Origin of the sequence: Lujinxingia sediminis, from assembly GCF_004005565.1 — a bacterium.
GTDB classification, from domain to species: domain Bacteria; phylum Myxococcota_A; class Bradymonadia; order Bradymonadales; family Bradymonadaceae; genus Lujinxingia; species Lujinxingia sediminis.
In genome coordinates this window covers 1-14,971 of record NZ_SADD01000015.1, presented here as the reverse complement: position 1 = coordinate 14,971, position 14,971 = coordinate 1, and the positions used below count along the sequence as shown (strand labels likewise).

Here is a 14,971-nt window from a genome sequence, read left to right as displayed (position 1 = left end):
CTCGATACCCACATCGCCCACTCAGCGCGCTTACCTGCGCTTCTCGACGGCTAAGTCCTGCCACTCAGCACGTTTACCTGCGCTTCTCGATACCCACATCGCCCACTCAGCGCGCTTACCTGCGCTTCTCGACGGCTAAGTCCCGCCACTCAGACCCCTTAGCTCTCGATGTCTCTGCCTGAATCCAGGGAGGCCAAGAGGTCCGCAGCAACGTTGCTCCTCGCCATCTCCTTGATACACTCCCCGCGCAAAGGGCGCGGGCGGTGACGCCCCACCGCCGGCCCCCCTGTGGAGACGGGAGCACATGACATCAACCTCACCGAAGAAGCGGTACCTGGCAGGCATCGTGCTGGTCCTGGGGGCGCTGGTCCTGGGCGCGCTTATGCTGCGCGCGCTCGGGCCCGACGCCGAGCAGGCACCGCCACGCGCCCAGACCGAGCGCGCCGCGCTGCGCGGGCGCGTGCTCACCGACGAGGGTCGCCCCCTGGCCGGGGCGACCGTGGAGGCCGGCACGCAGCGGGCGACGAGCGATGCGCAGGGGCGCTTTGCGCTGGCTCGCCGGGAGGCCGACGCCACAACTCTGGACCTGACCCACCCGAAGTATGTGCGGGGCGGCGTCGGGACGCTGGGGGCCGTGCCGCTGGCCGCACACGATCAGAGCGCAGAGCTGGAGCTCGTGATGCACCGCCCGGCCCGGCTGGCCGGCCGCGTCACCCTGGAGGGACAGCCGGTGGTCGGTGCCGACATCGGGCTGGTCTACACCGGGGCCCGCGGGCTCCGCGGCGAGGAGCTGCCGCCGCATACGTTCTCCAACCTGACGCAGACCCATGCCCGGGGGCACTTTGAGCTCCCCCGGGTGGCCGCCGGGGAACTTACGATCAGCGTGGAGACCGCGCTGACCGACGTCCCTTATGCCGAGAGCCAGACGCTCACCCTGAGCCCTGGCGAGTCGGTGACCGACCTGCAGATCGAGCTCCGCCCGATCACCGGCCTCCGCGGAGGGGTGCGCACCGACCAGGGCGATCCCCTGGTGGCCGAGCTCACCCTTGTGGGCCCCGGAGGCTCCCGGCAGGGGCGCTCCCAGAGCGACGGGAGCTTTCGCTTCGAGGGGCTAGAGCCCGGGGCGTACACGCTCAGCGCCTCGGCCCGGGGACACTTCCCAGACACGGTGGGCCCCTTCGATGTGGAGGCCCGCGCGATGGCCGACCAGGAGGTGGTGCTGGAGCGCGGTCAGGGCCTCTTCGGGCGCGTGCTCAACCCCGAGGGCCAGCCGCAGAGCGGGTTTGTGATCGCGACCTACGCCCGGGACTCCCGGAGCCTGCAGGCTGATCGCAACGGCGTCTTCATGTGGCCTGACGCTCCCGACGAGACCTTTACCCTGCGGGCGACCGCCAGCCAGTACACCGCCTCCTTTGAGAAGCGCGCCCGTCTCGGCCAGGCCGTCGTCCTGGAGCTGCGCCCCGGCGGCGAGTTTAGCGGCACGGTTTTGGGCCCACGGGGCCGCCCCTTAACCTCGTACACCATCGCCATCGCCGAGATGGAGGTGCCCCCGCCCCATCCCTTCAACGCGCGGAATATCGCGCCGGTGGAGGTCAACGACGCCGCGGGACGCTTCACCATCGGCCCTCTGGCCCCGGGGTTCTACACCCTGAAGGCCTCGGCCCCGGGGCTGGCCTCGGCCACCTCCGAGCTGCTGGAGGTCCGCATCGGACGCACCACGCCCCGGGTGAACCTCCAGCTCCACGAGGGCGCCTCCGTCGCCGGCGTGGTACGCGACGCCATCACCGATGCGCCGGTGCCCGCGGCCGAGCTTTTGCTTCTGGAGAGCTCCACTGTTTTGGCCCCTCGCTCCACAATCGCCAACCCCTCGGGGCGCTTCGCGCTGGCGGAGCTTCCCCCGGGCCGCGTCACGCTGCGCGTGCGAGCCCGCGGCTATGGTACCGAGCTGGTGGCTGGCCTGGAGCTGGAGAGCGGAGAGGAGCTCATCCACGACATCGTGCTCACCCCCACCGATGAATTGGAGCCGGCGCTGGCCTTCTATGGTATCGGCACCAGCCTGCACCGCGAGCGGCGCCACATCATCATCAGCAGCGTCATGCCCGGCTCCTCGGCCGAGGAGGCCGGACTGATGCCCGGCGACCGCATCACCTCGGTCGACGGGAGGTCCACCCAGCGCCTGAGCCTCAACCAGGTCATCGAGCTTATCCGCGGGCAGGAGGGCACTCCGATCACCCTGGGCATCAGCCGCCTGGGTGAAGGTGACTTTGTGGTGGGCATCGCCCGCCGGCGCGTGCAAGTACTGCACTGAGCAAACTCGCCAGCGGTGCGCAACGCTCCGGCCGGTGCAGCGCCCCCCCGAGCGTCCCCGCCCGGGCCTTCGTGTACATCTTGACCCTTCGCAGGAACGAAGCGCGCGCGATCGCCGGGTGCAGGCTGGCGTGCCTGTAACGACCTGCGTTAGAGTGCTCGCCCCCGGAATACGCGGCCGATGCCGACAAACTTTCCACGAGAACGACCATGCTTGAACACGCTCAACGCCAAAAAAAGCGGCAGGCCCGTGTGCTGTGGATCTGGTCCTTCGCCATGACCCTTTTCAGTCTGCCCTGTATCCTGAGCTTTGGTTACGATGTGCTCATCGGCGCATCTCCCGAGGGCACTCTGCTCCTGATGAGCTTCTTTGGGCTGATTCTTGCTGCCGGTATCGTCCTGGGCATCAAGGCCCGTCAACTCACCCTGGAGTCGCGCCGTCTGGTCGTCCCCGAAGACCTGGAACGCTTCATCCTGCAGCTCGTCCGTAAAAACGACGGCGAGCTCAGCGCGGCCACCCTGGCCCTGGAGAGCAAACTTAACCTCGATCAGTCCGCCCACGTGCTCGCCGAGTTCGAGAAACGTGGCCATGCCTACTCGGTGGTGGTCGGGGAGGCCTCGCGCCGCTACATCTTCCCCGACCTCAAAGCCTCCCGGCTCCCCTCAGACGCTGGCGCGACCGACGCCGACGACTTCATGCGTCGCCTCGCGGAGAGCGAGCAGGTCGAAGAGCCGCACTATCACACCCACGAGAGCTGAGCCGCAGCGCGACGCGTCGGGCCTCAGCCGGCGCTCGGGCCTGAGGAGTGAACCTCCTCAGGCTTCTCTACCGCCGGCCGCACAATGATCTGGGAGACGTCCGGTCGCTCCCGCTGCTCCACCGGCGCAAGCGTCACCGCCTCCCCGAGCTCCGCGGCAAGGTAGATCGCTTCGATGATGCGCACATCGGCAAGCCCTTCATAGCCGTCGGGCTCCGGGGGATGGCCCCCGGCGATGCAATCGGCAAAGTAGCTCAACTGTGCCCCGAACTGGTCGTGTTTGGGAAAGGTGCGTTCAAAGTGCTCCGGGGTGTTCACATGCATCGTGATGGGGTGAGCGTAACTAAAGGCCGGGCTTAAACGTAAGAGCCCATCTTCCCCCAGAAGCTCCAGCTGACTTATCGACGCGCTCCCCAGGCTGGAGATAAACGTCGCCAGACGTTCTCCCTCAAAACGCAGGGTGACGCTGGTAGACTCATCGCAATAATCAAAACGCGGGTCACCCGGGCGCCGCTGGCTTGTCGCGATCACCTCAATCGGCTCCGCCCCAAAGAGGTAGCGCGCGGCGTTGATGCAGTAGATCCCCATGTCGTACACGCTGCCTCCCCCTGTATCGAGCGGGGAGAGGCGAATGTCCCCCTCGACCACGTTCTGTCCGAAGGCCGCGCGGATGTAGCGAAGTTCTCCCAGATCCCCGCGCTGCGCGATGTCGACCGCATGCAGGTGCGCCGGATCAAAGTGCAGGCGGTAGGCCGTCATCAGGTGCACCCCGGCCTCCTCACAGGCGGCGATCATGGTGCGGCACTCCTCCTCGGTCACCGCCAGAGGTTTCTCGCAGAGCACGTGCACCCCGGCGCGGGCCGCACGTAGGGCGTAGTCGCAATGCAGGTGGTTGGGGAGCGCGATGTAGAGGGCGTCGATATGCCCCGCGTTAATAAAGTCGTCGAAGCTCTCGTAGTCGATGCAGTGGGGCACGTCGTAACGCTCCCCCAATACCCGGAGCTTCTCGGCATCGCCGGAGATCAGGGCGTTGAGGCTGGCGTTTTTGGCGTTACCAAACCCGGGCAAGACCGCGACCTGGGCGATATGCCCGAGCCCGATCACCCCGTAACGAATCGGTGTGCTGGTGGTGCGCATAAACTCCTCGGCACTGCTGGTGGAGGTCGGCTGGCAGGCGTTGCCTCAAATCTGAGCACAGCTTGCAGGCCGCGAAATCCTCCATCCCCCGACGCCGAACACACCCTCACCCGGGCACACCTCCCCCCGGGGGCATCCGTCTTCGTACTTCGTTCGAGCGCAACACCCTCTCGACCGCGTTCTGCACCGCCTCCGCATCAAAACGCGCTGCGATCACCTGCGGCGTCTCGGTAAAGGTCCTTGCGAGCTCCTCATCGTCCGTAGACTCGCCAACCAACACCAGCCCCAGCCCGGGTCGCAGCTTCATCAACTCCGAGGCCAACTCCACCCCCGAGGCCTCCGGGAGGTGTCGGGAGCATATCAACACGCCCAGCGGCGCATCGATATGCACCAGACAGCGCGCCTCATCAGCCAGCGCGCAGTCGATCACTCGGAATCCTCGCCGCTCCAGCACCTTGCGAGCCAGACGTCGGTCCTTCTCGCGCTCCAGAACCACGAGCGCCGTGGGCTGATGAGGGCGCAGCGGTGAGAGGCTCCCCGAAGGTCGCCTCTTCTCGGTGGAGGGCGCCTGCTCGTCTGCTATCTCCCTGGCTCCGCCGAGGTCGGTGGTCGTGGTGTCCACCTCCTCCGGCTCACCCTCGAGAAGCTCTCCAGCTCTCAACCATACCCGCACCTCCGTGCCCTCCGCGGGGGACGTCTCCAGCTCCACGCGTCCTCCCGACTGCGAGACCACACCGTAGACCGTTGCCAGCCCCATCCCCGCCCCCTGCCCGGGGGTTTTGGTGGTATAAAAAGGCTCAAACGCCCGCTGCGCCACCTCCGGGACCATCCCCCGGCCCTCATCGCGAATGCTCAGCAGAATCACCACCTCCCCCTCGCGCACCACCTCCTCGGTGCGCACGACCACCCGGCCCTTGCCCTCCATCGCCTCGCTGGCGTTGACCATCAGGTTGAGCGCGATCTGCTCCAGCTGGCTGCGATCCGCACGCACCCCGTAGCGCAGCTTCCCCGGCTGCCAGTCGAGGGTTACCTCCGGCATCAGCGCTCGGAAGAGTTCTCCGAACTCTTCGAGCATCGCGTTGAGGGAGAGTGAGACCGGTGCCTGATGCTGCACCTTTCCTACCGCGAGCAGGTTCTGTGTCAGTTCCACGGCCCGCTCCGTCGCCTCCCGAATCTCCAGCAGGTCGGCGCGCAGCCCCGGCTGCTCCCCGTAGTCGGCCAGCACACAGTCGGTCTGACTCAACACCACGCTGAGCAGGTTGTTGAAGTCATGCGCGATCGCCGCGGCCATGCGCTCGACGGCCTGCATCTTATGCTGCTCCCGCAACCGGGCCTCCACCTCGGCCAGCGCCTGGCGGGTGAGTTGCAACGCCGAGACATCGATGAGCGTTGTGAGAAGCCCGATGACCTCATTCCCCTCGTAGAGCGGATGGCAGCTCAGACTCACCCACACCGGCTCCCCCTCGGCCAGTGCCACCCCCGCAAGTCCCTCATGGGCTCGCCCCGTGCTCACCGCGCGCCGCCCCGGGAGCTGCTCCGGTGCAAAAGGATGTCCCTTCTCATCGAGCAGGCGCCAGGCGTAGCTCTGCGGCTCCACGTCCATGAGCGCCTCGGCCGACATGCCGAAGAGTCGCTCCGTGTCGCCCATGCAGTCGCGAATCGTGCCGTACACATCCTGTACAAGCACCACCGCATGCTTATGCGCGCAGAGATGCTCCACCGTGGAGCGCTCACCCAGATACGTGCGCAACACTTCGATATCTCGCTCCTTCATACGCATACTGCTCTCGCTATCCTGAACACACCGGAACACGTCCCCTCGACCTTCTACCTTCCCCCAACAGTGCCGCCCCGACGGTAGGAACGACCTCTCCTCCGGGCAAGACCACCGCCCTGTGTCGTCGTGGTGCCACGACGGCACAGGTGCGCCGACTTGACATCCCCTCCCGGCCATCCCTACATTTCGGCCAGTGAGGTGCCGTGCTATGGCAGCCTCAAAGGGGCCCCTTGCCTCATCACGCCGCGCGCGTTGAACGCCTACCCCGGCCCGACGCCGCGCGCCCACTTGATGACGACGATGATCGATCTATTCCACATCCGCTTGCGCTGAGCGCGCCCCCCGCGTTGAGCGGGCGCCTCACCCTTCGTTCTACACCCCGGCTCCAGAGCAGGGCGTAGCAACGAGGATATGTATGCGCGTGCTGCGCCCCTCTCAGGGCGACGTCACCCGGCTATCTTGCCCGGACGTCCGCCCCGGTGGGCGTCGATGTGGACGTTTTCGGAGTCAAGATGCCGGCATACCCCTGTCTTGCCAGGCTCGCGTGGCCCGGAACCTCCGATCACCCTACGCCAGAATCCTCGTCATGCTCCCCCTCTCTGCCGGTACGTTCACCTGCAAGGAGGCCCTATGCGCCATCACGACGACACCACTCCCGACGCCGACGAGCGTCGCGAACCATTCTCGACCCACGACATCACCCCGACGCCTGAGCGGGCGCTGATCCTCTCGGTGCAGCTCTCACACACCGATGATGAGGAGCTGTACAGCTCGGCCCGGGAGCTCGAACGCCTGGCCAACACCCTGGGCATTGAGGTGCTGGGCTTTCACTCCCAGCGCCGTAGTAGCTCCAAATCCGCAAAACTCCTGGGCACCGGAAAGCTCGAAGAGATCGTGCACGCCATCGAAGAGCTCGGCATCACCCGCGTGCTCTTCGACGGGGAGCTCACCCCCCGCCAGCATGACAACCTCGAAGAGGCCCTCGGCCTGAAGGTCACCGACCGCTCCGGCGTGGTGCTGCGCATCTTCGAAGAACGCGCCCAGACCCGTCAGGCCCAGCTTGAGGTCGACATCGCCCGCATCGCATACGAACTCCCCCGGGTGCGCCGTGGCCACGTCGCCGATGACCGCCGCGGTGGCGGTGGTCGCGGGGAGAAGGGGCACACCAACGTCGAGCTCGCCAGGCAACGCCTGCGCGACCGCCTGGTCACCCTGCGCCGCGAGCTCACCGACCTGCAGCAGCACGCCGCCACCCAGCGCGCGCGTCGCTCCAGCGCCTTCCAGGTGGCCCTGGTGGGCTATACCAATGCCGGCAAATCCTCCCTGATGCGCGCGCTCACCTCCAGCGAGGTGCTCGTCGAAGACAAACTCTTCGCCACCCTCGGCACCACCGTCCGCAAGCTCGACCCCCCGCTTCAGCCCGAGGTCGTGGTCAGTGATACCGTCGGCTTCATCAAGCGCCTGCCCCACGAGCTCGTGGCGTCGTTTAAGTCCACCCTGGATGAGGCTCACGACGCCGATCTTCTGCTCTACGTCCTCGACGCCTCCGACCCGGAGTGGCCCGAGCATCTCAACGTCACCCGCGAGACGATTCAGGACATCGGCGCCAACCCCCACTCCCGCGTTGTCTTCAACAAGGTTGACCGCCTCGACGACGCCGAGCGCGCCAGCCTGCGCATGCGCATGCCCGACGCCTTGCAGGTCAGCGCGATGCGCCCCGAGCTCGTCAAACTCCTGCACGCGGAGATCGCCCGCATTCAGGAGACCTCCTTCGTCGAAGAATCCCTGCTCATTCCCTTTGAGCTCGGTCATGTTTTGGGCGCCGTGCATGAGGGGGCCCGCGTCGTCGAGCAGCACCACGGCCCCCGGGGCACGGCCCTCAAAGTCCGCGCTCCGGCCCACGCCATCCCGCTCTGGCGCGCCGAGCTCCCCGACCCGCCCCTCTTCGATGACGTCGACAGCCTGCTTGAGCGCGCCGCCGACTACGGTCTGGAGCTGATGGTGGACGACGCCCACGACCCCTCGGCCGGCGTCTTCGATGAGAGCGGCGCTGATTATCGCGTGCTGCATGCCATCGACCAGGAGGGCGACCCCTGGATTGTGCGCACCCCCCGACGCTTAAGCCTCTACGAGGCCGCGCGCCAGGAGGCCCGCGCGCTTCGCGCGCTCAGCGATGAGCTCCCCGTTGAGCTCCCACGCTGGGAGCTCCACACCCCCGAGATCATCGCCTACCGCCGCCTTCAGGGCAGCCCCGGCTGGCATATCTCATCCACCGGAGAGTTCTCCTGGCACCCGAGCAACCCGCAGAACCCCTCCGAGGCTTTTTTGCGCTCGGTGGCTCGCACCATCGCCGCCATGCATCGCTTACCGGCCTCCCGGCTTGAGGCGGCAGGCATCCCTCAACGCTCTCCGCATCAGGAGCGCGATCACCTGAGAGGTATGCTTCCCCGCGTCCTCTCGGTGCTCAAACCCTCCTCCGAGGTCCGCGAGCGCTGGGAGCGCTGGCTGGACGCCGACCATCTCTGGGCCTGGGAGCCGAGGCTTGTCCACGGCGACCTTCACCCGGGCCACCTCCTGCTCGATGAGCGTGGTCAGGTCATTGGCATCATCGACTGGTCGGAGGTCCACCGGGGCGACCCGGCTATCGACCTGAGCTTCTTTATCGGCGCCTTTCCCCCCGGCACGCTCGAGCGCCTGCGCGATCTTCTTGATGAAGAGGGCGCAGAGCCGGGCTTCGCCCTTGTGGAGCGCTGCCGGGAACGCTGGGCCTATTACGCAGTTATCGCCGCCGACTGGGCCCTCGACAACGACCACGACCAGGCGCTGGCCCATGCCCGCAATCTTGTAAAAGCGCTGGAATCTCAAGCCTGATCCTCTCCGTTGCGGCCCGACCTTCGCGTTCACCTTTGCTTCACCCCTCCGGGCCGCACCTCACCCCCGGTCTGACCCCAGAGCATCACCCCCGAATGAGTGGTTATCCCTCATTCGGGGGCATGTTCCACCCCTCCGGGTGGGACTCGACCCTCAGCCGGACCCCTCCACCACCCCTCCGGGTGGGACTCGACCCTCAGCCGGACCCCTCCACCACCCCTCGGGTTGGGACTCGACCCTCAGCCAGACCCATAAAACAGGTCGAAGAGCCGAATCCGATCTTCAGGTCGACCCCGGCAGCACCTCCGGCGCCGCTACGGGAGTGCGACCCACAGAGGTCGACGAGGGGAGGGCGCCGCACCCGAGCGCCAGTGACATCTCCGCTGCGCCCAACGTCATCACGTCATCACGCCAAAAACATCAGGGGCGCACCCACGACGCCAGCCACCTCCCGTGCTGAAAACTCAGATGCCGGTAGCGCTGCGCCTCCACCGCCGCGTCCGCCGCATAGATGCGCCCGATTCCCCAGACCCCCGACCAGGCGCTGGCCTGATGCAGATGCCCGCATAAGAGCACGTCGCAGCGGCTCGCCAGCAGGTGCAGCAAGGCCTCGGCGTCGTGCAACTTCAACGACGCATCGTCGTTCACCGGATGATGATGCATTGCCACCACCACCTGATCCCCCCGCGCTTTTGCCCGCTGCGCAGCCGCCGCCAACGCCATGCGCTGGGTGTAGCCAAGCTGCCCCGTCGCCAGGGTGTTTTCTCCCACCGTCGTATCGCAGAGCAGCAGCGTCAGCCCCGGCGCCCCATACTCCCGAGGCCACGCTTTTGCGCTCTCCGGGGCGCCCCAGGTCGTCGTAAACCAGCGCTGCGCCATGGCACGGTCGCCTGCGTTGGCCCCCAGCCCCATCCAGCCCACGTCGTGGTTCCCCGGACACCCCACCACGGCCACGCCCGCATCCTGGAGAAGCGCAACGAGTGTTTCGGCCTCCCTCCAGAGCGCGCGATCGGGGGTGTCGACAATATCGCCCGTCAGCACCACCACCGTCTTTTGAGCTGCACCGTGACGCGTCGCGATCGCCTGAACAAGCCGCCGAAGGCGGCGCAGGCTCTCGTCATCGCGAAGATGCAGATCACTCAGGTGAATCAGATCGGGCACGCCCGTTAAGGGCAGCATGAGTGGTGTATCGTTCGGTCTCATAACGCCTCGCTATCGCTGCGAACTTCGAGTCGACGCTGGCCTTCCTGGAGCATCGCCACCTCCACCTGCAGGCGGCGGATGGTTTCATCGCGGGTATCCAGCGCGCGTTTGAGCACGAGGCGCTCCGACTTCATCTGCTCCAGCTCCTCACGCACCCGGCGCAGCTCCTCGCGCGTCTCCCGCAACTCTTCGCGTAGCTCGTCGCGCAGCGACTGCCCGGCCAGAAGCTCGCTCTCGCGATGCTTGCGCCAGGCCGCCATCACCGCGCCTCCCAGCGTCACCAGCGCGCCCAGAAGTGCGGTGCCCAGGTGGGTCAGCAGTCTCTCCCATTCCATCATCCCTCTCCGGTAATACGGCGGTCCTTGCCGCGTAGCGTCTGTTTGTTGGCGCTATAACCTGAGGCCGCCAGCGCCCCGGCCCCCACGCCCACAAGCACCGCCGCGCCCACGCCCACCTCCCCGGCCCAACCCACCTGTTCGACCAGCGCGTCGACCACCACCGGCCCCGTCACCCCTCCCAGCACGAGCGGCATCAGGGGCTGCACCCGCGCCCAGCCCGGATGATCCCGCACGCCCGGCACCCGCCAGACGGCCTCGATCACCGCATAGATCGCCGCCGACCACACACCCACCATCATCAATGCCTGCTCCATCAGCTCACCTCCTCCATCCGTTCAAAGTCTTCAACATGCTCGAAGTGCTCCGAGCTCAACCGCAGCCCCCCTCGCACATCGCTCCGCAGACGCCGCCTGCGCACCACCCCTCGCCCCGGCCTTTTATCGGGCCCCAGCATGCCGCTGGCGTTGGCCTCGACGGTGTGCACCAGGCTCCCTGCGCCGTACTCCACGATGGCAACGTGGTCCCCGTAGGCCTTCGCCCCTTCAGCGCGTGTGCGCAGGGTGATGATGTCACCCGGCTGCAGATCGCCGGCGCCTACCGGAGTGGGCATCGCCAGGCCTGCCCGCGCCCAGTGGGCTGCGCTCTGAGCCCGGTAGGTCGAGGGCAGCACGAACTCTGCGATGGCCGGCTTGAGCCGCACCGGCACACAGCGGATGGCGTGCAGGTAATTGCCCACCTGCAGCCCGCACCACCCCACAAAAAGCCCACAGTACTCGAGGTGTGGGGTGGCGCGGCGGATGTCCTCATCGAAAACACCGCCCGAGTGCTGGTCGAGATGCCACTGCCAGCCGCACGCGCTGAAGTAGCGGCTGATGCGATCGGCGTCGCGCCGGCACTCGATGCCCCCTCGCCATTCTTCGAGCGCGGCGGCGAGGAGCGCACGGCGGAGCTGTGCGCCTTCGGTGGGGATGAGGGGCATGGGGGCCTCCGGGGGGGGGATTGGGGGTTGAGTGAGGTGCAAGAAATGAAAAAGCCCGCCGGAGGCGGGCTTTTTGCGACGTTGCGTTGGGTGGGCCGGGCTAAAGGCTCCAGTCCTGGTGGAGGTGGGTGCGGACGATGGGCACTCAGTCGTCCGTTATGCGCATCGCGATCGTCATGTCACTTTCTCAAAAGATGCCCGTCATCATACCACGCCAACCCAGCCAGCTTTCCACATAACCTAAGATCTCAGAAAGCGTGCCGAGCTCATTTCGCTGGCATCGCATCAGGACCGGCCAGGCAACGAGATCGTCGGCGAGGTAGGCGGAGCCCAGGCGCAGCACGCCCGGTGGGTTCGCTCCGGCTGAAAATGAAGCGACGAGCTTGCCGTCGAACCAGCAGAATACATCTGCCACACTTGTATTTGCGTCATTCGGCACCCACGCCACGGTCACGTCGAACCAGGTCGTGGGCTCCCACGTGCCGACCTTTCCAATCCCTGACAACTCGACGTCTCGGGTGGGCCCGGAGGCGTCGATCAACTCCAATGAGATCACATCTGTCGACCAGATAGCGCCGCTGTTGTCGGGGTGAATGTTAAAGGGCGCCATAGACAGCGAGAACACCCACGCGGTGTCCGAAAAGAGTCCGTCGCTCGTCGGCGTCATCACCGTCGATTTCGGCGCAGCCGCCGCCACGTGCATGCTGGGGCCCTCAAGGCGAACAAAGATAAAGCCCTGGTCACTGGTCTCCCACTGCGCGCCGGAGGTGTAGCCCTCAACATCATGCGTCAGATCGCTGGCTGGCCACGGCTTGAGCCTACCCCCGGAAAGCAGAGGGGCGGGCGTCATATCACCCACCGCCGGGTCCCGGGCGCCGATCACCACATCGCCTCCCAGCGTTGGATAGTCCATGCCTGAGGGCATCGTGGCCACTGTGCTGATGGATGAGGTCGTGGAATCCACAGGAGCATCACCACCGAAGCGGCAGGGGGTGATTTCAATCTGCTCCAGGTAGCCGACTTTGCCCGGCGCGCGCACCTGGGTCACCCACGCCAGCACGTTTGCCGTGTCTCCGGTCGGCAAACGCACGAAACGGCGAGAGGGATAGGTGTTCGCGCCGTTCTCATAGGTGCCCAACACCAACTCCACGGGCTTCTCACCGTCGACGCCAATCATCAGTCGCACTTCGATGTTGGAGCCACGCAGGCGCACCTCGTAGGTCTGTGTGGTGTCCAAGAACGTAATCGTGCGATACGCTCCGAGGTCGGGGCGTCCGGGGCCGCCCTCATACGTGCACTCCGTGGCGAGCGTGGTCTGGTAGGAGCTGACGGGTTCCTTGCCAGGGGTGATGTTTGTCCATGATGGGTCGCCAAACACCTCGCCCACATGAATCACCGAGGTGTCTCCAAAGTGGTACGCCCACAGATGCGCGGATTGCTGGTGCTCTCGGTAGGTCAGACCCGAGCGCATGACTTCTCCGAGTGCGGGGCGGTATTGCGTCTCATCGGGCCACAGATCGTGTGTGTAGAGTATCATCAATGCCTCCAGTCTGTTTAAGTCCAAAACAAAGCAGCCGCACTGAAGAAAGTTTTTCTTCAGTGCGGCTGCTTTGCTTGTCGAAGGTTATATTAAGGTTGCGTAACCACGAGTGGTCATCGCACAAAGACACCGAACGTGCGTTATATTGCGAGGCAAAGGGTGGACGACTCCCACCGCGTTTAGGTAGGGTCTGCGAGATCAACGACGATGCCCACGGGGACACACAGGAGCTACTTATGCGCACACTCATAATACTACTCGCACTCGCTACTCTCACTGCCTGCGGTCCTGGTGAAGAAGTCGAGCAGCGCGACCCGCGTTGCGACTACGAGGATGATCGGGAGTGGACGTTGCTCAAAGCCTCGGAATCGGAGACAGGATGTCGCGGAAGCTATCTACCTGATGAGTGCAGCGGTGCAGGATGTCCTGTTAGGTGTGGCGGTTTTTATCCCGATGAGCGTCAGACGATTGGCGGTTTGGTTGATGTCTTGGTCGCCCCAAATATGACTATTTATGTCGAATGTGTCGACGAAAACGATGAGGTGGATCGGTTCGCCTGCAAGGAAAGCGCCGTGGTCCTCGTCGGGTCGGAAGGTTGCGCCATATCAAGCTATTTTGTCCCGACAGCCCCATGGGATCAGAGTGTTTATCGCACCCCAGGTCGATATAGTGCGGTCTGGAAGGTTCCCGCAGAATAACCCGCGCATCCACCACCACATCCCTCCCAGCATCAAATAATCTATGTTTGAGGGCATCGTGTTCACCAGGGCATCGGACGTCGGAGTGGATTCCACCGGGGCATTTTCATCAATGCAACACAGGATGATTTCCACTTAATTCAGATAGCCGTCACTGTCCAATACATACCTCTCACAGCGACTCAAATCACCCTGTTCTTAATGTCGTCCCGCGAAATATTGGAATGGGAAAGTGTTCGCACCTTCCTCACATAGATGCCCAGCAGTATAATGGACGCCTGGTCGAGCGCGGTGCGGTATTGCGACACGCCAATCTACAGGTCGTGTGTACAAAGAATCATGAGGATACCCCCTCAGGAACGTTCCAGATGGAGTAGCCGAAGACATGAAGACGGCAGAGACCACGTTTGGGTACGCGAGTCTCCCCATTTTGCTCGCCAGGCCTGTCGGAGCCGGAGCCATCCAACCACTCTAGCTCAGCCTCTTCGGGGACAGTGATTTCAATACGATGCGCGTCCCACGGAAGTTCGATCTCCACCAGGTCCCAGAAATTACCGTCGCGAGCGCGAGGGCCGAAGTCGAGCATGCCCTCGCGAAAGCACTGCTCAGTACCATTTAGTCCTGTCGGCTCTATATCACCGGGCAGGTTGTGATACTGGCGATGTTTCATTTCCAGCATATGCGAACCACCCACACAATAGGGCACAAAAACAATCTCGTGTTCCTCGCCGTTCACCAGGATGGTGCCCCGTGCTCCGGCCTGCCGGGCTTCCTCGTAGTCTGTGTATGTTGTAGCTGTGTTCTCATAGAGACCCGCCACCATGATGCGCGCGACGCGCCTCTGTGGCACCGCCGGAACGATCGACGGCGCAGGCAACTCCAGCGTCACCGGACTTTCATCCAGCACCTCAATATGCGGGTGATGCTGCCGGTACTTTCGATCGGAATACCAATTGGAATAGATGGGTGCCTGCACGCCCGGCGTGCCCGCCCACAACAGACGCGGGCGCCGCGCCGTGGACTCCATCGACTGACGTATGGATTGAAGCGCTCGCGCGTCGGGAGACTTCCGTGCTTGCAGCGCCTCTCGCCGCACGCTCTCCAGTCTCCCGTAACGCTCACGCACCCCGATGCTGCGGAACTGCGCGTAGCTGCACCACACCTTGGCCACGTAGCGGATGTAGCTGTTGCCATCCTGCCCGGTGAGCTCGGGCACGTGGGGGTAAATGCGCATCACCCGGGGCAAAAACGCCCCGACGTGGTCGACGACCTGCACACCCTGAGCATACCACCGGGGAATCTCGTTGGTGGTGATGAGCGCTGCGCACGTGGTGTGGTTGGAGTTGGGATTAAACTCCGGGCC

Annotated in this window: 12 protein-coding genes; 4 read left to right on the top strand and 8 right to left on the bottom strand. The window is 65.0% G+C overall.

Annotated elements, in window-relative coordinates; all coding sequences use genetic code 11:
* Positions 1-304: 304 nt before the first annotated feature.
* Both EA187_RS17945 and EA187_RS17940 read left to right on the top strand, forming a co-directional pair.
* Positions 305-2,308: a carboxypeptidase regulatory-like domain-containing protein gene (locus tag EA187_RS17945; protein ID WP_127781149.1), complete on the top strand. Its 2,004-nt coding sequence runs from the start codon at positions 305-307 to the stop codon at positions 2,306-2,308.
* A 209-nt stretch (positions 2,309-2,517) separates the two neighbouring features.
* Positions 2,518-3,066: a hypothetical protein gene (locus tag EA187_RS17940; protein ID WP_127781148.1), complete on the top strand. Its 549-nt coding sequence runs from the start codon at positions 2,518-2,520 to the stop codon at positions 3,064-3,066.
* Between the two features lie 23 nt (positions 3,067-3,089).
* On the opposite strand, the gene EA187_RS17935 is transcribed toward EA187_RS17940, so the two are convergent.
* Together EA187_RS17935 and EA187_RS17930 are read right to left on the bottom strand one after the other, a co-directional pair.
* Positions 3,090-4,202, bottom strand: coding sequence for a Gfo/Idh/MocA family protein (locus EA187_RS17935; RefSeq protein WP_127781147.1), 1,113 nt, complete (start codon positions 4,200-4,202; stop codon positions 3,090-3,092).
* Positions 4,203-4,308: 106 nt separating this feature from the next.
* Positions 4,309-5,982 (bottom strand): ATP-binding protein, encoded by a 1,674-nt coding sequence (locus EA187_RS17930; protein ID WP_164856385.1) that lies wholly within the window; start codon positions 5,980-5,982, stop codon positions 4,309-4,311.
* Positions 5,983-6,609: 627 nt separating this feature from the next.
* On the opposite strand from EA187_RS17930, the gene hflX reads away from it, so the two are divergent.
* Positions 6,610-8,850 (top strand): GTPase HflX, encoded by a 2,241-nt coding sequence (gene hflX / locus EA187_RS17925; protein WP_127781145.1) that lies wholly within the window; start codon positions 6,610-6,612, stop codon positions 8,848-8,850.
* Between the two features lie 420 nt (positions 8,851-9,270).
* Here hflX and EA187_RS17920 read toward each other — a convergent pair whose 3' ends face one another.
* The 5 genes from EA187_RS17920 to EA187_RS17900 all read right to left on the bottom strand — a co-directional run bounded on the left by EA187_RS17920 (position 9,271) and on the right by EA187_RS17900 (position 12,907).
* Positions 9,271-10,029 (bottom strand): metallophosphoesterase family protein, encoded by a 759-nt coding sequence (locus EA187_RS17920; protein WP_164856384.1) that lies wholly within the window; start codon positions 10,027-10,029, stop codon positions 9,271-9,273.
* 20 nt (positions 10,030-10,049) lie between these two features.
* Positions 10,050-10,388 carry a hypothetical protein gene (locus EA187_RS17915; protein ID WP_115607225.1) on the bottom strand — a complete coding sequence of 113 codons (339 nt, stop codon included), beginning with the start codon at positions 10,386-10,388 and terminating at the stop codon, positions 10,050-10,052.
* Complete coding sequence (locus tag EA187_RS17910) at positions 10,388-10,705, bottom strand: hypothetical protein (RefSeq protein ID WP_127781143.1); 318 nt, start codon at positions 10,703-10,705, stop codon at positions 10,388-10,390. The genes EA187_RS17915 and EA187_RS17910 overlap by 1 nt, the downstream gene beginning before the upstream one ends.
* On the bottom strand, positions 10,705-11,370 hold the full coding sequence (locus tag EA187_RS17905) for an NlpC/P60 family protein (RefSeq protein WP_127781142.1): 666 nt from the start codon (positions 11,368-11,370) through the stop codon (positions 10,705-10,707). The genes EA187_RS17910 and EA187_RS17905 overlap by 1 nt, the downstream gene beginning before the upstream one ends.
* Positions 11,371-11,557: 187 nt before the next feature.
* The gene (locus EA187_RS17900; protein ID WP_127781141.1) at positions 11,558-12,907 is read right to left on the bottom strand and encodes a hypothetical protein; all 1,350 of its coding nucleotides are present in this window, start codon (positions 12,905-12,907) and stop codon (positions 11,558-11,560) included.
* Between the two features lie 239 nt (positions 12,908-13,146).
* Here EA187_RS17900 and EA187_RS17895 point away from each other — a divergent pair, with 239 nt between their 5' ends.
* Positions 13,147-13,608: a hypothetical protein gene (locus tag EA187_RS17895; RefSeq protein ID WP_127781140.1), complete on the top strand. Its 462-nt coding sequence runs from the start codon at positions 13,147-13,149 to the stop codon at positions 13,606-13,608.
* Positions 13,609-13,945: 337 nt separating this feature from the next.
* On the opposite strand, the gene EA187_RS20480 is transcribed toward EA187_RS17895, so the two are convergent.
* The coding region (locus EA187_RS20480) for a hypothetical protein (protein ID WP_206524416.1) at positions 13,946-14,971 on the bottom strand (1,026 nt) is incomplete at its 5' end.